We start from the raw sequence: 16,156 nt of genomic DNA on the forward strand, positions 1-16,156 counted from the left end.
CGCCCGGGCACGTGCGGGACTGACCCCACGTGCCCGGGCGTTGCCATGCCCCGGGCGGTCAGGACGGCGCGGCGGTTCAGGACGGCGCCGCGCGATTGGCACGGTTGGCGCGGTCGGCGCGGTCGGTGTCGGTGCGGTCGGCGGGGTCGGCGGGGTCCGGCACCGGCGCCGGGTCCGGCACGCGGTACCGCACGCGCAGGTCGCGGATCCGGCTGTCCCGGTCGATGCGGATCTGCTCGCGGCCGACGTCCGCGTCGGCGAGATCGGCGGCGACCCGCAGCGAGATGCCGATCTCGTCCCGGCGCCGCACGTACTGGCCGTAACGATCGGCGGCGCCCTCGGCGAGGGCCGCGGCGAGCTCGCCGCGGTGACGCGCGGTCTGGCCGATCTGCAGGGCGTCGACCTCGTCCGTGGCCTCCCCCTGCCACTGGACGAGCCGCTCCCGGCGTCGCAGCTCCGTCTGCTCCAGCATCCGTTTGAACATCAGCGGACCGAGGTCGATGCCGAGCAGCAGCAGGGTCAGCACCGTCCGCCAGAGCAGCACGGAGCGGTCGGCGACCGTCAGCCGCCAGAACGCCTTCTCCCGGATCAGCAGGTCGTCGGCGGCGTCGACGGTGGCGGTCTGCTGATCGCGGAAGTGCGCGCGACGAGTGTCGCGGGACTGGTCGAAGGCGTCCAGACGGGCCTGGGCGGCATCGCGCTGGCCGGTCGCGGTGGTCACCGCCGCGGTCGCGGCGCCGAGCTCGCCGAGCTTGATCCGGTATACCGGCCCCTCGCCGCTCAGACAGCCGTCACCCCCGGTGAGCTGGCAGTTCACCTCGGCGGTCTTGCCGGTGACGAGGGCGTGGGCGCCGTCCAACGCACGCTGGCGGGCGGCGAGGTCGTCGCGCAGGACCCGCTGCTCGCCGAGCTGGTTGGCATCCCAGCCGCGCAGCACCCGGCCGAGATCCTCCTGCCGGATCTGGGTGACCCGCGGCGCGATCGACGGCGCGAAGATCCTCAGAAGCAGCGTCTCCCCGACGAGCAACGCGGCGCAGACGGCGATGAAGATCCGCATGGCGGTGGCCGGCCCGGCCCGGCCCACCCGGACGGACCCGTCCGGGCCGTGGCGGTACGGGCGGGTGGACAGCAGCACCGATCGGTCGAGGAAGAAGATCACCGTGGCGTAGAACAGGCCGAACGGGAGCGCGCCGAGGGTCGAGCGGTGCAGGCCCATCCCGGCGACCGTGGCCCCCGCGTACGCGGCGAACCCGGCGGTCAGCAGCATGAGTGCACCGGCGGTGACGAAACGGGGCCGGTCCTGCGGACCTACCGCGCGACTGTCCGCACCCGCGCAGAAGACGAGGAAGTCCCCGAAGGCACGCGGATAACCTGGCCATACGCGAGAAATCGGCCTACCCCCTCATCGGCGCCCCCGTGGCCGCGGCCGGTCTCGGGGCCGTCGCCAGCGTCTCCCGCAATGTAACTCTGAGTAATCGATCCGGCCATCCCCGACCGGTGCCTGGGCGGCCCTGGTGCGACGTCCGCGGCCGGCGTGCGAATCTGACCGGTGCGGACGCCCGGCAGCGAGGGAGGAACAGCGGTGGGACAGATCAAGGTCGTGGTCCAACGGGCCGTGCCCGGCACGCCTGAGCAGGTCGTCGCGAAGCTCGCCGACTACCAGGGCGCCCGCGCCCGGTCCTGGCCGGAGAACGTCTCGGAGTACCGGGTGCTGGCGGGCGGCACCGGCGCGGGCAGCCGGATCGCCTACCGGCTGCAGGCCACTCGCAAGCGGGTCCGCCAGGTCGACGCGACGGTGTCCGCCCCGGATCCGACCACCCTCGTCGAGGCGGACCAGAACTCCTCGCTGCAGACCCGGTGGCAGGTGGCGCCCGGCGCCGGCGAGCGGCAGAGCACGGTCACGGCGACCACCACGTGGGACGGCGCTGGCGGCGTCGGCGGCTTCTTCGAACGCACCTTCGCCCCGATCGGCATCCGCCGGCTGAACACCGCGGTCATGGACAAGGTCACGGCTCTTCCGGACTGACCCGCCGCGTCCCCTCGGCACCGGACCGGCCGCCGCCGTCACCAGACGCGAGCGAGGACGTTGCTGACGTAGCCGTTCATCCGGTCGAGTTTTGGCTTGTCGGCCGGATCGGTGGCGGACAGTTCGCCCTGGGCCCACTGCGCGGCCCAGGTCGGGACATTGTGCGCCGCAATGACATACAGCCAGTTGTGGCCCCAGCGGTCGGAATCAAAGCGTTCTCGCATCGCCCGCGCAGTGGAGTCGAGCGCCCAGAAGGGATCGAGTGCCCGGGCGGTGGTGATCTCCGGAAGCGTGGTGTTCCACTGGCAGAGCCCGAAATCCGAGTTGGTCCAGTAACCGACCGCGCCGGGATCCCAGTTGCTCTCGATGGTGGTGATTCCACGCAGGAGTCCGCGGGGGACCGTGTACTTCAACGCGTAACGGTCCGCAATCGGCATGAACAACGCGTAGGACGTCTCCTTGTTGACGAATCCAGCCGGGCTTCGCTCGACCGCCGGCAGGTACATGTCACGGTTGATCACGGGCTGCAGTTTTTCCTGGAAGGCGATGACGGCCGCTCTGGTGGCGGCGGTGAAGTGGCCGTCGGTCGGCACCGGGGTGCCCGGCCCGCCGTGCCAGTTCAGCGCCCGGCTGAGCGCGGTGACGCCGGCCCGGACGGCGAGGATGTCCGCGTCGGTGCTGCCGGCGGGCGGGGCCTCGCCCGCGCCGACGCCGTAACACCGGCCCGGGCCGGCGGCGGATCCGCCACCCGCCGGAGCGACGGTGCCGCCCCGCCCGTCCGTGGGCCAGGCTCCGCGCCCGACCCGGGTCCGCTCCGCTGACGTCACCGCAGTCTCCTCCCCCGCCGGGCGTGCGCACGGGCGCCGCGACCGGTCAGACGTACATGAACATCCGCACGGTCGTGCCGGCGCTCCCCGAACGGAGCTGCACGAGATCGCAGAGCTGGTTGACAAGCCAGAGTCCGCGCCCGCCGCTGAGGTCGAGGTCCGGGCGCCGTCGCCCGGCGAGCCGGTCGGCGAGCTGACCGGAGTCGGTGACCTCGCAGATCAGGCAGCCAGCGAAAATCCAGAAGCGCGCGACGCCCCGCCCGCCGCCGTGGCGGATGCTGTTCGTCGCGACCTCGTGCACGGCGAGTTCGAGATCGCCGGCTCGGTCCTCCCCCAGCCCGTCGGCGAGGGCCGCGCGGGTGGCCGCCTCGCGGACCAGGCCGAGGTCAGCCGCGCCGAACGCAACCTCGGCCTGCGGCGAACCGAGGTCCGGTAGCGGCTCGGCAAACGGATCCGATCGGGTAGCCGTGCCTGGCCGCCCGGGCGGTTCGGCCCCCCCGCCCGGGCCGGCGGCAACGCCTGTCGCGACGGCCACGGTAGCGTCGGCCACCGCCGCGGCGGCGACAGCGGCGGCGGCGGCGACAGCGGCGGCGCTGGCTGACGTGACACCGGCCTCGGCCACCACGGCGGCGGCCGTGGCCGAGGCGGCCCCGGCCTCGGCCACCACGGCGGCGACGGCGGCAGCCGTCACTGACGCGGCCGGTCCGGCCGGCGGCCGGTAGCGCGCGCTGATGCGGCCGAGGCCGCCGTCCACCACCACCGGATGGGTCTGCCACACTTCGTCGGCGGTCACCGAATCGAGCGCGGTCACCTCGTAGGGGCAGCGCAGCCGCCAGGCCGGCGGGGCGGCGAAGGCCTCGTTGAGCAGGGCCTCGTGGAGCATGCATTCCCGCTGCTCGGGAACGGGGCGCCCGGACCACAGCGGCTCACCGATGCCGCGGACCGTCCGGCCCCGTTCGATCCCGAGGTCGAGGAATTCCTGCCAGGCGGGGATGATGCGCGCCGGATTCCGGCCGACCGCCGTCAGATCGAGAAACGTGACTCGTCTCGCGGCCCGGCCGAGCGCCGCCCGAAGAAGCGCCATCCGAGAGGGAGTCACCGCGACGAGAACATCCTCGTCGGCCGCGAGGCCGGCAAGGATGAAATCCCTGGTCGCGCTCAGGAAACCGACGTCACCCCGGTACAGGAAAGCCTCGTGCCGAACGCCGCCGACGCCGGCCGGGCTCAGGGCCGGGCCACGGACGGGACCCAGAGTACTCTCCCGAGTCACTCCGCCGCCCTGGGTCGCAATCCGGCAGCGGACCGCGCCAGCATGGACGTGCCGCATCCGGCCGGACCGCCTCCGGAATGCGGAGAATAACAGCGTCCCGCATCCGCGGCCCCACCCCCCATGCGCACGCGCACATCATAGGTCATGTCGAACCAATGGGATATGCCCAGCAACGGAATCGAACGGGACGGATCACACCGGATCACGCCGGACCAGCCACCACCACGGAGGATGACCTCGGCGGACGGCGGCCCGGCCGATCGCCGCACCGCGGCCCTCAGGCGGCGGCCGGCGCATCAGCCCGGATGGCCGCCCGGGCGGAAAGCGGCGGGTGATCGCCCGTAGTCTCGCAGTCAGCGCGGATCGACCGGACGGCCCGGCACCGCGCTGACGCGCACAGCAGCGACGAGGACGAGAAGGCGGATCAGGCATTGTGACGACGACATCTGTCCCACAGCGGTCCATCCATCAGCGGATCGCCGACGAGCTCGGCGTGCGCCAGGGGCAGGTGACGGCGGCGGTCGACCTGCTCGACGGGGGCGCCACCGTGCCCTTCATCGCCCGCTACCGCAAGGAGGCGACGGGCACCCTCGACGACACCCAGCTGCGCACCCTGGAGGAGCGGCTGCGCTACCTGCGCGAGCTGGAGGAGCGGCGCACCGCGGTGCTGGACTCCATCCGCGCCCAGGGCAAGCTCGACGACGCCCTGGAGGCGCAGATCCTGGCGGCGGACTCCAAGGCCCGGCTGGAGGACATCTACCTGCCGTACAAGCCGAAGCGGCGGACGAAGGCGCAGATCGCCCGGGAGGCCGGCCTGGAGCCGCTGGCGCTGGCACTCCTGGCCGACCCCACCGGAGACCCGCACGGCACGGCGAGTGGCTACGTCGACCCGGAGAAGGGGGTGGCGGACGCCGGGGCCGCGCTGGAGGGCGCACGGGCGATCCTGGTCGAGCGGTTCGCCGAGGACGCCGATCTCATCGGCGCGCTGCGGGAGCAGATGTGGTCGCGTGGCGTGCTCGTCTCCCGGGTGCGGGAGGGCAAGGAGGAGGCCGGCGCGAAGTTCGCCGACTACTTCGACTTCTCCGAGCCGTTCACCTCACTGCCCTCGCACCGCATCCTGGCCGCGTTCCGGGGCGAGAAGGAGGAGATCCTCGACCTCACCCTGGAGCCGGACACCCCGGCCGAGCCGGGCGCCCTGCCCGCGCCCGGGCCGACGAGCTACGAGCAGCGGATCGCCGAGACTTTCGGGATCTCCGACGCGGGCCGGCCGGCGGACCGCTGGCTCGTCGACACCGTCCGCTGGGCCTGGCGCACCCGCATCATCGTGCACCTCGGCGTGGACCTGCGGATGCGGCTGTGGACGGCGGCGGAGGACACCGCCGTGCGCGTGTTCGCGGCCAACCTGCGCGACCTGCTGCTCGCGGCGCCGGCCGGCAGCCGGGCGACGATGGGCCTGGACCCGGGTTACCGCACGGGCGTGAAGGTCGCCGTGGTCGACGCGACCGGCAAGGTGGTTGCCACGGACACCATCCATCCGCACGTCCCGGCCCGGCGGTGGGACGAGTCGATCGCCACCCTGGCCCGCCTCGCCGCCGAGCACCACGTCGACCTGATCTCGATCGGGAACGGGACGGCGTCCCGGGAGACCGACAAGCTGGCCGACGACCTCATCCGCCGGCATCCCGAGCTGTCCCTGACAAAGGTGACCGTCTCCGAGGCGGGGGCGTCGGTGTACTCAGCGTCCGCCTTCGCGGCGGCCGAGCTGCCCGGGATGGACGTCTCGTTGCGGGGCGCGGTCTCGATCGCCCGCCGCCTGCAGGACCCGCTCGCCGAGCTCGTCAAGATCGATCCGAAGTCGATCGGGGTGGGCCAGTACCAGCACGACCTGTCCGAGACGCGGTTGTCGTCGTCCCTCGACGCCGTGGTGGAGGACTGCGTGAACGCCGTCGGGGTGGACGTCAACACCGCGTCGGCGCCGCTGCTGACCCGGGTGTCGGGAATCGGGGCGGGCCTCGCCGAGAACCTGGTCCGCCACCGCGACGCCAACGGCCCATTCCGCACCCGGGAGGCGCTGCGGGAGGTGCCCCGGCTCGGCCCGAAGGCGTTCGAGCAGTGCGCCGGCTTCCTGCGCATCCGCGGCGGGGACGACCCGTTGGACGGCTCCAGCGTGCACCCCGAGTCCTACCCGGTGGTCCGGCGGATCCTCGCGGCCACCGGCGGCGAGCTGAGCACGCTCATCGGCAACGGCGCCGTGCTGCGGTCGCTGAAGCCGACCGAGTTCGTCGACGACGCCGTCGGGCTGCCGACGGTCACCGACATCCTCGCCGAGCTGGAGAAGCCGGGACGCGACCCGCGGCCGGCGTTCCGCACGGCGGCGTTCACGGAGGGGATCGAGACCCTCGCGGACCTGATGCCCGGGATGACGCTGGAGGGCACCGTCACCAACGTGGCCGCCTTCGGCGCCTTCGTCGACGTCGGGGTGCACCAGGACGGCCTGGTGCACGTCTCGGCGATGTCGAAGAACTTCGTCAGCGACCCGCGGGAGGTCGCCAAGCCCGGCGACATCGTCACGGTGAAGGTTCTCGACGTCGACATCCCGCGCAAGCGGATCTCACTGACGCTGCGCCTGGACGACGAGATCGGGGCGCCGACGGGCGGCGCCGGGCGCGGTTCGGGACGCCGCGGCGGCGACGGTAGTGGCAGTAGCGGCACTAGCGGCACTAGCAGTGGTAGCAGTGGCGGCAGTGGCGGCAGTGGCGGCGAGCGGCGGGCTCCTGGCGGCGGCGCCGGCACGGGTCGGGAGGGCACGCGGCGCGGCGAGGCCGGCGGTGAGCGCCGCGACGGCGCCGGTGGCCGGGGCCGGGGCGGCGGCCGCGACGGATCGGCCGGTCGGGGTCCCGGCGCGCGCGGGGGTGGCCGCGGCGGGACGGGAGGTTCCGGCGGCGTGGCTGCCGGCGGCCCGGGTGGTGGCCGGGGCGGCGCCGGTGCCAGTGGTGGCCGGGGCGGCGGTGCGGGTGGTGGCCGGGGCGGACGCGGCGGTGCGCCGGACGGCGCCATCGCCGACGCGCTGCGGCGGGCCGGGATCGTCACCGGCGACCGGATCACCCTCGACGGCTCCGACCGCAAGCGGAGCTGACCCGGCCTGGGGCGCGCCCGCGGGCGCGGCGGTCGGCCGGACCCCGCGGGCGGGTCGAGACGGTGTGGGCACCGTCCCGACCCGCCCGCGGGCCTGGTGACAGTCCCGACTGGCCAGGCCCTCTACTGGTTCGGCGGGATCGCGATGTCGGAGACCTGGGCGTTGCTCGGGAACGAGCCGTGGACGCGGAACCGCCCGGTCAGCGGGTCGGTTGAGCGCCACCGTGAGGTGCGACACGGGGCTTGCGACCGCGTTGGACGTGTTGATCACATAGAGGCCGCCGAGGTTGCCGACACCGTAGAGCCGGCCGTTCTGCACCCGGTAGTCGATACCCGGTAGTCGGTCCCGATGAGGCTCGTGTCGCCGCCGACGAGGCCGGTGACCTGACCGATCCGAACGATGTGCAGGATCGGCGGTTTGCCGCCAAACCGGCGTGGGCGGCACCGACATGACGACCGAGCGCGGATCGTCGTCGCCCGACCATCACTGCGCGCTGCGTGAGATAACCGAGATGACGCCGACGGTCGACAGGAGGTCATCCCATGCCCACGCGTCGCGCCCCGAAGCCGGGACAGCGTAAGAAGTCGAACATTCTCCGCGAACGCGGGATCACCTACGTCGATTACAAGGACATCGCCCTGCTGCGCCAGTTCATCTCGGACCGGGGCAAGATCCGGGCGCGACGGATCACTGGGCTGACTCCCCGCCAGCATCGGGAGGTGACCCGAGCGATCAAGAACGCCCGGGAGATGGCGCTGTTGCCCTACCCCGGCCCCGCCGCGGCCCGGGGTCGCTGAGCGCACCGCACCGCACCGCACCGCACCGCACTGCGCCGCGCTGCGCCGCACTGCACTGTGCCCGTCGCCGGCAGCGAGCCTTCCAGGTTCTCCCGATGGCCCGAAAGTGCCAACGGTCCGCCCATGGCCCGGTCCACGCCGGCATCCACACCACCACGTCACCGCTATGCGGGGAATCCGCGAGACGGCGACGTGGCGCCGCCATATCGGCCAGATACCACCAAATCATCACCAATGCTCCGGGCAAACAGGGCATTCCGGGAAGGCGGCCGGGGGTCTAGGCCGTTCGCGCATATGTGGGACCGCCGCCTCTGGCGGAACCGCTCCCTTGTCCCCGGATGGTTCCGGGCAGCTCCGGGGACCATTCGGGGACAACAGTGCCCCATCCCTGCCACTAGGGGTCGATCGTCCCGCTCAATGCTGGTTGCTGACCGTCGGCGAGCAGGGAATGCGTGCCTAGGCTGTCCGACATCGCCGCCAACCCGGGCCGGCCGCCGCCGACGGCCTGGGCACCTCGTCCACCGGCCGGATCGGCGAGGTTCGCAGGCGGGACCAGCGAAGTCCACAGGCGGGACCGGCGACACAGGCGAGACCGGGGGGTCGAAACCGTGGCAGTCACATATCTGGGCCGACGCACGTCCAACCCCGAACGCGCCCACGGCCCACGGCACGCCCTCGGCGGCCGCCCGGACCGTCCCCGCGTGCTCGCCACCAGCCGCTGACGAGGACTGCCTCATGCCGACACATGCCTCGCCCACCCGCCGTGGTCCCCGCACCCTGACCGATCAGACACCTGTCGCCCTGCTGATCGCCGTGCTGGCCGTCGTCGGCGCGGGCGCGTGGGCGAACGCCGCGACCGCCGGCCCGGACCGACCGCCGGTGATCGTGTCCGCGGTGGTGGCCACCGCCGTCGTGCTGCTCACCGTCGCGCTCGCGCTCGGCCGCGGTCGGGACGTCCGCCGGTTACGCAGCCAGGTCACCGACCTGGAGAACCGGCTCGCCGGCGCGCAGTTGCAGGTCCAGACGCAGAACACCCGCGCCGCACAGCTCGCCGACCAGATCCTGCCCGCGGTGGTGAAGCGGCTGCGTGACGGCGCCTCGCCCGAGGCCGCGCTGGCCGAGATCGCCGAGATCGGCGCCGCAGGCACCACCGGCCCGGGCCTCGCCCGCGGAAGCGACCCGGCCGGCCAGCCGGACCCAGCCGGCCAGCCGGCTCCAGCCGGATGGACGGACCCAGCCGGCCGCACGGTCCCCGCCAGCCGGACGGTCATCGTCCAGGAGGCGGGCACCGTCGGTCCCGGGGACGCCGCCCCGAGCTGGGGGGTCGGCGACGAGGACCGCGAGGCGCGCGAGACACATCGGCGCATCCTGCGAACGCTGGCGACGGAGATCGGCCGCGGCGAGCGGATGCGCGCCGCCGCGATGTCCGCCTGCGCCAACGCGGCCGGCCGGGTGCAGGCGCTGGCGACGAGCATGCTCGCGGACCTGCGCGAGATGGAGGAGCGCCACGACGAGGAGGTCTTCGGCGACCTGCTCCGCCTGGACCACGCGACCGCGCAGGCGGGCCGGCTGGCGGACAGCATCGCGGTGCTGACCGGCGCCCGTACCGGGCGGCGGTGGACCAAGCCGATCGTGATGGAGAGCATCCTGCGCGGCGCGGTCGGCCGGATCAGCGCCTACCAGCGGGTCCGCCTGCACTCGACGAGCACGGCCGCGGTCGCCGGCTACGCCGCGGAGGGCGTCATGCACGCCCTCGCCGAGCTGATGGACAACGCGACCAGTTTCTCGCCTCCGTCGGAGGAGGTGCACGTCTACGTGGAGGAGGTCCAGGCCGGCATCGTCGTGACGATCGAGGACGGCGGCCTGGTCATGGGACCCGCCGCGCTGCGCCGCGCCGAGGCCGCGGTCTCGGCGGAGCCGCTGGATCTGACCACGCTGTCCGGCACCCGCCTGGGCCTGGCCGTCGTCGGCGTGCTTGCCCGCAAGCACGGTCTGACGGTGTCGTTCCGGCCGTCCTCGCGCGGCGGCACCGGCGTGGTGGTGATGATCCCCCGCCGGCTCATCACCCAGCCGCGGCCGACCCCCGCCGCGGCCGGGCTGCCGGTGGGCGAGATCGCCGGGGCGGCCGCGGACACCTCGGGCGCGGCGGCGCGCGCGGACGCCGCCGGCGCGGCGCCTCGGGGCGCGATCGGCATGCTCGAGCGCCCCGTCTCGGTCCAGCCCGGGTTCGACGGCATCACGTTCGACGGCACCAGCTTCGACGGCACCGGGCTGGCGGGCGCCGGCTTCGCGGGCGGTGCCGCGGCAGGGCGACCCGCCGCGCCCGGCACCCCCGTCCTGGACAGCCCGACGGGTCCGGTTGCGCGCGCCGAGGTTCCCGGCGCGCCGGCCACGCCCGCGCCGCCGGCACCCCGCGAGGCGCTGCCGAAACGGCGTCGCGGGGAGACCATGGCGAACGCGGTGGGCCGGCTGCCGGTCCCGCCCGCGCCGACGCGCGCCTCCCCGCCCGCCGACGCCGGTGCCCGCTTCGGCGCCTTCCGCCGCGCGACCCGCGGCGGGCGGACCGACGCGGACACCTCGAACACCTCCGCCGCGACCGACCGGCCCGACGCCGGTCGCCCGCCGTTGCCGCCGCTGCCTCCATCACGCACGGGGCCGACCGCGCTGCCCCCGCCGCCGTCACCGGCCGAACCGCCCGCACTTCCCCCGCTGCCGCCATCCCTGACCGGACCGACCGCGCTGCCGGGACCAACCGTCCTGACCGGACCGGCCGCGCTGCCGGGACGGACCGTGCTGCCGGATCCGGCGGAACCGCACCCCGATGCCGGGGGCACCGCCAGCAGTCCGGACACGGGCACGTGGTTCCAGACGCGGGGCGGGTCCGACGCCGACGGGCCCACCCCCGGCGGCCGCCCCACCAGGCGGAACGGCAACTCCTGATCGCTCCTACGCACGGCCGGAGACAAGCATGAACACGAGAACCCGTGACCTCGACTGGCTGCTGGAGAACCTGTTGGAGCGGACTCCGGGAACCCGACACGCCCTGGTGCTGTCCAAGGACGGGCTCAAGCTCTGCCGCAGTTCCGGGCTCAGCGTGGATCAGGCGGACCAGCTCGCCGCCATCGCCTCCGGTATCCAGAGCCTCTCGCACGGCGCGTCGGTGGAGTTCGGGGATGGCAGCGGGGGCGTGCGACAGTCCATGACCGAGTTCCACGGCGGGCTGCTGTTCATCATCGAGGCCGGCCAGGGCGCTCACCTCGCCGTCGTGGCGACCGACGATGCCGACGCCGGCGTCATCGGGCACAACATGAACGAGCTGGTCGAGCAGATCGGCGACTACCTCAGCGCCCCGCCCCGCGAGGCCGCCCCCGGGTTCGCGGCCTCGTGATCCGCGAGGCCATCGACGGGGAGAACCCCGACCGGCTCTACACCGTCACCGGCGGGCGCAGCCGCGCCGACGAGAACGCCTTCGACCTCGTCACGCTGATCGTCAGCGAGAGCGACGCGGCGCCGGGCATGCAGTCCGAGCACGCCGCGATCCTGCGGATGTGCCGGACGCCGGTCGCCGTCGTGGAACTCGCCGCCGAGCTGAAACTGCCGGTGAGCGTGGTGAAGATCCTGCTCTGCGACCTGCTGGACACCGGTCGGATCGCGGCGCGCCATCCCTCGGCCTCCGTCGTCAGGACGCCGTTGCCCCATCCCGAAATCCTGAAGCAGGTGCTCGTTGGACTCAAGAAGCTCTGAGCCCGCCGTCCGGGCGTTACCCCGCTCCCGCGCCCCGCTGGCGAGCACGGTCGACGACGCGCTGAAGATCGTGATCGTCGGGGGTTTCGGCGTCGGCAAGACCACGATGGTCCGCGCGGTCAGCGAGATCCGCCCGCTGAGCACCGAAGAGACGATGACCGGCGCCGGCATCGGCATCGACGACACGGGCGGCGTGCGGGAGAAGACCACGACCACCGTGGCCTTCGACTTCGGCCGAATCAGCCTCAACGAGCGGATGGTGCTCTACCTGTTCGGTGCCCCCGGGCAGGAGCGGTTCTGGTTCCTGTGGGACCGGCTGTTCGCGGGGACGCTCGGCGCGGTCGTCCTGGTCGACACCCGCCGGGTGGCGGACTCCTGGTACGCGATCGACCGGCTGGAACATCACGGGATGCCGTTCATCGTCGCGCGGAACAACTTCGGCGAGCCGGCGCACACGCTGCCGCAGCTACGCGAGGCGTTGTCGCTGTCCGACGACGTCCCGCTCATCGACTGCGACGCCCGGCACCGCGCGTCGAGCAAGTCGGTGCTGATCGCACTGGTCAACCACCTCTACGCCCTGTCCACCGCCCAGGAGACCTCGCCGTGACAAATCCGCACCACGACCGCGTCGACAACTGGGCTGCGGCGCCGGCCGCCACCGAGCTCGCGGCGCCGGCCCCGGGCTTCCCGGACCACCCCGGGGCGGTCCGGTTGTACGGCCCGCGCTTCCAGCACAACCCGGCGCAGATGTACCGGGAGATGCGCCGCGTCCACGGCCCCGTCGCGCCGATCCTGCTCGACGGCGACATCCCCGCCTGGCTGGTCCTCGGCTACCGGGAGTTGCACTACGTGACGAGCAACCCGGAGCTGTACGGGCGCGACCCGCGTCGCTGGAACGCCTGGGACCGCGTCCCGCCGGACTGGCCGCTGCTCCCCGTCGTCGGCTACCAGCCGTACACGATGCACCTGGAGGGCGCCGAGTTCGAGCGTCGCTCCGCGATCATGAACGATGTGCTCGGCGACGTGGACCTGTTCGAGCTGCGGGCGCTGTGCGAGCGGACCTGCGACGAGCTGATCGACGGTTTCGCCGGGCGCGGCGAGGCGGACCTCATCACCGAGTACGCCCAGTCGATGCCGATGCTGCTGATCGGCCGCATGATCGGCATCCCCGAGGCCGGCCTGCCGGAGCTGCTCGCGTCGATGAACGCGGCCACGGACGGTTCCGGCCCGGAGGCGGTCGCCGGCCACTCCCGGTTCGTCGCCATCATCAACGCGCTGCTGGCCGACCGGCGGGCACGCCCGCGGCCGGACCTCCCGTCCGCGATGCTCGGCCATCCCGGGAAGCTGACCGACGAGGAGGCGTCCTGGGACCTGCTGCTGATCGTCGGGATCGGCCAGCAGCCGATCACCGACTGGATCGGCAACACGCTGCGGCTGATGCTCACCGACAGCCGGTTCGCCGTCACCCTTTCCGGGGGTCGGCGCAGCGTCGGGCAGGCGCTCAACGAGGTGCTGTGGGAGGACACGCCGCTGCAGAACATGTCCGGCCGCTGGGCGGTCCGCAGCACCCAGCTCGCCGGCCAGCACATCCAGGCCGGTGACATGCTCGTGCTGAGCTGCGCGGCGGCGAACGGCGACCCGCAGGTGCGGCCGGACTCCTTCGAGGGCCCCGGCGGCAACCACGCCCACATGTCGTTCGGTCACGGCGAGCACCGCTGCCCGTATCCCGCGCAGGAGATCGCCGAGACGATCGTGCGGGGCGCCGTCGAGGTGCTGCTCGACCGGCTGCCCGACGCCGTCCTCGCCGTCTCCCCCGACGCGCTGGTCTGGCGTCCGTCACCGTGGATGCGCGGCCTGTCCGCCCTTCCGGTGCACTTCTCGCCGTCCTGACCCGCCGAGCTGCCGACCTGCCGACCTGCCGCCGACCTGCCGCCGAGACGCTGGCCTGCCGGTGGGACGCCGAGCTCAGACCTCGCCGGAGCGGGGGGCCAACGCCCAGGTGAGGGCGAGGTCGGCGACCTCCTCCCAGCCGGGCAGGCTGGCGGTCAGGTGCGGGCGGCCCGGGAACTCGTGGTAGGCCGTGATCGCGCCCGACTTGCGCTGGCGGGTGTACGTCTCCCGGCTCAGCGACGGCGGGACGGTGTGATCGGCGCCGTTGCCGAGGACCAGCAGCGGCGCCCGGTCGGCCTTGGCGAAGTCGACCTTGCTCGGCGCCTTCGGATTGACGTTCGCGAACGCGGCCTGCCACAGCGGCCGGCCCGGGGTGGGCACATGCAGCCGCGCGAACAGCTCGTCCGACTCGGCCCGGCTGACCGTGTTCGCGAAGGCGTAGTACCACTGGCCCGCGGTGAGCCCGACCAGTCGGCCGCGGGTTGCCGGCTTCGTCAGCGCCGGCGCCGACGAACGCAGCGTGGCGATCGGCAGCCGCAGCACGCCCTTCACCGGCGCCGGCGAGATCGCCACCCCGGCCGCCCCGAGGCCACGGTCGAGCAGGAGCTGGACGATCAGCCCGCCGAACGAGTGCCCGACGAGGATCGGCGCCTCCGGCAGGGCCGCGACGGCCTTCGCGTAGCTGTCCGTCACCTCGGCCACGCCGACGTGGTTGTCGGCGGTCGGCTCGGCCCGCAGCGCGTCGAGGTCGCGGTCCATCCCCGGCCACTCCGGGGCGATACCGGTGTGCCCCCGGGCGGCGAACCGGTCGATCCACGGCTGCCAGCTCGCCGACGTCAGCCACAGCCCGTGGATGAAGACGATCGTGTGCCCCGCACTCGCGGCGTTCGGTTCGGACTCGGCGGCCGGGCTGATGTCGGTCACGTGGGCTCCTCGACACTCGCGGATGCTCGTCCCCGGCCCGTCCCGGTAGCGTGTCGCGTCCGGAAAGCGGGAGGTGAGGTCGTAGATCGCCATCATCGACGGAAGCGACAACCCTGCGCACTGTGTCCCGCATCACATCAGGACGGCGCCACGGTGCACATCCCCCACGGCCGGAGGCTTCGAGGACCACCCCCCACCCGGGTAGGATCGCCCCGCGGGGCCGTTAGCTCAATTGGCAGAGCAGCCGGCTTTTAACCGGCGAGTTCAGGGTTCGAGTCCCTGACGGCCCACCATCCGACCCTTGGGTGGGTGGCCCATGCCGTCCGACCTGGGCGTACGGCGGTTTTCGAGTCCAACTTCCCGATCTTAATTACCTTTCGTTACATCTTCGGCAGCTCCGGCCTGTGCGCCTGCTGCGGCGCCTGGTTCAGCGAGCACGGGCTCTACGTTGGGGGCAAGACCGCTCGATGCAGCATCCGGAGCGACCGGTGACCCGTGTGGCCCGTCCGGGGATCGGGCGCGGCGGCGCTCCTCGCGTCTGCCGTCCCCACTGTGCCAAGCGTCGGCGTCAAGATCATGGTCGCTCCGGTCTGTCGAGTACATGCAGATCCTGCGCAGCTCGTCCGCGAGCGTCCGCACATCCTGGTACCAGCCGCGCAGTTCGGCGGCGGTCGGGGAGAGTTCGTACGGGTGGTGGTGCACTGTGCGGGAGAGGGCCGCCCAGAGGTATTCCGCGCGGCCGGGAACGGTCGGTCCGAGGTCTCGCGCACTGTGCAGGCTGAGCAGCCGCGCGCGCATCGACACCAGCACGACCTCCGGGCGCTCCCGGGCCCACAGTTCGTTCACCGCGGCTTCGAGCGCGAGCCGCAGCAACCAGGCGCAGGCCCGTGGCCAGAACCCCGCGGCACCGGCTGGTGCGCCACGGAGTAGGCCATCGGCGGCGTCCAGGTAGCGATCCGCCGCCTTCAGGTAGTGATCAGCGGTGTTCGCGTGGCGACCGGTGGCGCTCATCGAAGCTCGCCGAGCTTGCCGACGAGGTCGGTCCCTCCCTGTCAGTCTCGGGTGAGACACCCGCTGGGTGCGGGTTGGCTACGGGGGACGTGATCGGAGATCCTTGTGTTCGTGGAGTCAGAGTCGCAGGACCGTCCGGGCGGGTCCTCGCCGCGGCATGATCCGGCGCCGCGTCCGTCGCGGCGAGTGTTCAGCGCTGCGTACAAGCTGCGGATCGTCACCGAGTATGAGAACGCCCCGCATGGGGAGAAAGGAGCGGTCCTGCGTCGGGAGGGTTTGTTCTCCTCGCATCTGGTGGAGTGGACCCGGGCCCGTGACGCGGGGGCCCTGGGCGGAACAGGCACCGCGGCTCTCGGTCCGGAGAAGAAACCCGGGAAATCGGCGGAGCAGATCGAGTTGGAGAAGTTGCGCCGCGAGAACGAACGGCTGAAAAACCGGCTGGCGACGACCGAAACCGCGCTGGATATCATGGGAAAAGCGCGCGCGCTCTTGGAACAGATCTCCGGGAGCGCGGACACCGAACGGCCGTAG

At 72.9% G+C, this 16,156-nt stretch carries 14 protein-coding genes, 1 tRNA gene and 1 pseudogene; 10 read left to right on the plus strand and 6 right to left on the minus strand.

Annotated elements, in window-relative coordinates; translation table 11 throughout:
* Nucleotides 1–76: 76 nt before the first annotated feature.
* Nucleotides 77–1,267 (minus strand): DUF4407 domain-containing protein, encoded by a 1,191-nt coding sequence (locus AC5R91_RS17965; RefSeq protein WP_495392507.1) that lies wholly within the window; start codon nucleotides 1,265–1,267, stop codon nucleotides 77–79.
* A 315-nt stretch (nucleotides 1,268–1,582) separates the two neighbouring features.
* Here AC5R91_RS17965 and AC5R91_RS17970 point away from each other — a divergent pair, with 315 nt between their 5' ends.
* Nucleotides 1,583–2,026, plus strand: coding sequence for an SRPBCC family protein (locus tag AC5R91_RS17970; RefSeq protein WP_495392508.1), 444 nt, complete (start codon nucleotides 1,583–1,585; stop codon nucleotides 2,024–2,026).
* A gap of 38 nt (nucleotides 2,027–2,064) precedes the next feature.
* Here the strand turns inward: AC5R91_RS17970 and AC5R91_RS17975 are convergent, their stop codons facing one another.
* Both AC5R91_RS17975 and AC5R91_RS17980 read right to left on the minus strand, forming a co-directional pair.
* Nucleotides 2,065–2,853 carry a hypothetical protein gene (locus tag AC5R91_RS17975; protein ID WP_495392509.1) on the minus strand — a complete coding sequence of 263 codons (789 nt, stop codon included), beginning with the start codon at nucleotides 2,851–2,853 and terminating at the stop codon, nucleotides 2,065–2,067.
* 46 nt (nucleotides 2,854–2,899) lie between these two features.
* On the minus strand, nucleotides 2,900–4,123 hold the full coding sequence (locus AC5R91_RS17980) for an MEDS domain-containing protein (protein ID WP_495392510.1): 1,224 nt from the start codon (nucleotides 4,121–4,123) through the stop codon (nucleotides 2,900–2,902).
* A 433-nt stretch (nucleotides 4,124–4,556) separates the two neighbouring features.
* Here AC5R91_RS17980 and AC5R91_RS17985 point away from each other — a divergent pair, with 433 nt between their 5' ends.
* Nucleotides 4,557–7,259, plus strand: coding sequence for a Tex family protein (locus tag AC5R91_RS17985; RefSeq protein WP_495392511.1), 2,703 nt, complete (start codon nucleotides 4,557–4,559; stop codon nucleotides 7,257–7,259).
* 270 nt (nucleotides 7,260–7,529) lie between these two features.
* Here AC5R91_RS17985 and AC5R91_RS17990 read toward each other — a convergent pair.
* A pseudogene (locus tag AC5R91_RS17990) lies at nucleotides 7,530–7,709 on the minus strand (hypothetical protein); the annotation flags it as partial.
* 92 nt (nucleotides 7,710–7,801) lie between these two features.
* Here AC5R91_RS17990 and rpsR point away from each other — a divergent pair.
* The 6 genes from rpsR to AC5R91_RS18020 all read left to right on the plus strand — a co-directional run bounded on the left by rpsR (nucleotide 7,802) and on the right by AC5R91_RS18020 (nucleotide 13,690).
* Nucleotides 7,802–8,056: a 30S ribosomal protein S18 gene (gene rpsR / locus AC5R91_RS17995; protein ID WP_495392512.1), complete on the plus strand. Its 255-nt coding sequence runs from the start codon at nucleotides 7,802–7,804 to the stop codon at nucleotides 8,054–8,056.
* Between the two features lie 735 nt (nucleotides 8,057–8,791).
* Entirely contained in the window at nucleotides 8,792–10,996 is a 2,205-nt protein-coding gene (locus AC5R91_RS18000; protein WP_495392513.1) for an ATP-binding protein, read from the plus strand.
* A 28-nt stretch (nucleotides 10,997–11,024) separates the two neighbouring features.
* Complete coding sequence (locus AC5R91_RS18005) at nucleotides 11,025–11,444, plus strand: roadblock/LC7 domain-containing protein (protein ID WP_044885945.1); 420 nt, start codon at nucleotides 11,025–11,027, stop codon at nucleotides 11,442–11,444.
* Nucleotides 11,441–11,800, plus strand: a complete 360-nt coding sequence (locus AC5R91_RS18010) for a DUF742 domain-containing protein (RefSeq protein WP_495392515.1) — start codon at nucleotides 11,441–11,443, stop codon at nucleotides 11,798–11,800. The genes AC5R91_RS18005 and AC5R91_RS18010 overlap by 4 nt, the downstream gene beginning before the upstream one ends.
* A complete protein-coding gene (locus tag AC5R91_RS18015; RefSeq protein ID WP_495392516.1) occupies nucleotides 11,781–12,407 on the plus strand; it encodes a GTP-binding protein in 627 nt (208 codons plus the stop codon). The genes AC5R91_RS18010 and AC5R91_RS18015 overlap by 20 nt, the downstream gene beginning before the upstream one ends.
* The gene (locus tag AC5R91_RS18020; RefSeq protein WP_495392517.1) at nucleotides 12,404–13,690 is read left to right on the plus strand and encodes a cytochrome P450; all 1,287 of its coding nucleotides are present in this window, start codon (nucleotides 12,404–12,406) and stop codon (nucleotides 13,688–13,690) included. The genes AC5R91_RS18015 and AC5R91_RS18020 overlap by 4 nt, the downstream gene beginning before the upstream one ends.
* Before the next feature lie 75 nt (nucleotides 13,691–13,765).
* On the opposite strand, the gene AC5R91_RS18025 is transcribed toward AC5R91_RS18020, so the two are convergent.
* Nucleotides 13,766–14,614 carry an alpha/beta hydrolase gene (locus AC5R91_RS18025; RefSeq protein ID WP_495392518.1) on the minus strand — a complete coding sequence of 283 codons (849 nt, stop codon included), beginning with the start codon at nucleotides 14,612–14,614 and terminating at the stop codon, nucleotides 13,766–13,768.
* A 217-nt stretch (nucleotides 14,615–14,831) separates the two neighbouring features.
* Here AC5R91_RS18025 and AC5R91_RS18030 point away from each other — a divergent pair.
* Nucleotides 14,832–14,907: transfer RNA gene (locus AC5R91_RS18030), tRNA-Lys, on the plus strand.
* A gap of 73 nt (nucleotides 14,908–14,980) precedes the next feature.
* Here the strand turns inward: AC5R91_RS18030 and AC5R91_RS18035 are convergent.
* Nucleotides 14,981–15,625, minus strand: coding sequence for a hypothetical protein (locus tag AC5R91_RS18035; RefSeq protein WP_495392519.1), 645 nt, complete (start codon nucleotides 15,623–15,625; stop codon nucleotides 14,981–14,983).
* A gap of 105 nt (nucleotides 15,626–15,730) precedes the next feature.
* Here AC5R91_RS18035 and AC5R91_RS18040 point away from each other — a divergent pair, with 105 nt between their 5' ends.
* A complete protein-coding gene (locus AC5R91_RS18040; RefSeq protein ID WP_495392520.1) occupies nucleotides 15,731–16,156 on the plus strand; it encodes a transposase in 426 nt (141 codons plus the stop codon).

The sequence above is a fragment of the Frankia sp. BMG5.60 genome (assembly GCF_059428125.1).

Excerpts from the sequence above, each read along its gene's own strand:
- AC5R91_RS17965 (WP_495392507.1), bottom strand. The coding sequence starts at position 1,267 with ATGCTGCTGACCGCCGGGTTCGCCGCGTACGCGGGGGCCACGGTCGCC.
- rpsR (WP_495392512.1), top strand. The coding sequence starts at position 7,802 with ATGCCCACGCGTCGCGCCCCGAAGCCGGGACAGCGTAAGAAGTCGAAC.
- AC5R91_RS18000 (WP_495392513.1), top strand. The coding sequence starts at position 8,792 with ATGCCGACACATGCCTCGCCCACCCGCCGTGGTCCCCGCACCCTGACC.
- AC5R91_RS18005 (WP_044885945.1), top strand. The coding sequence starts at position 11,025 with ATGAACACGAGAACCCGTGACCTCGACTGGCTGCTGGAGAACCTGTTG.
- AC5R91_RS18035 (WP_495392519.1), bottom strand. The coding sequence starts at position 15,625 with ATGAGCGCCACCGGTCGCCACGCGAACACCGCTGATCACTACCTGAAG.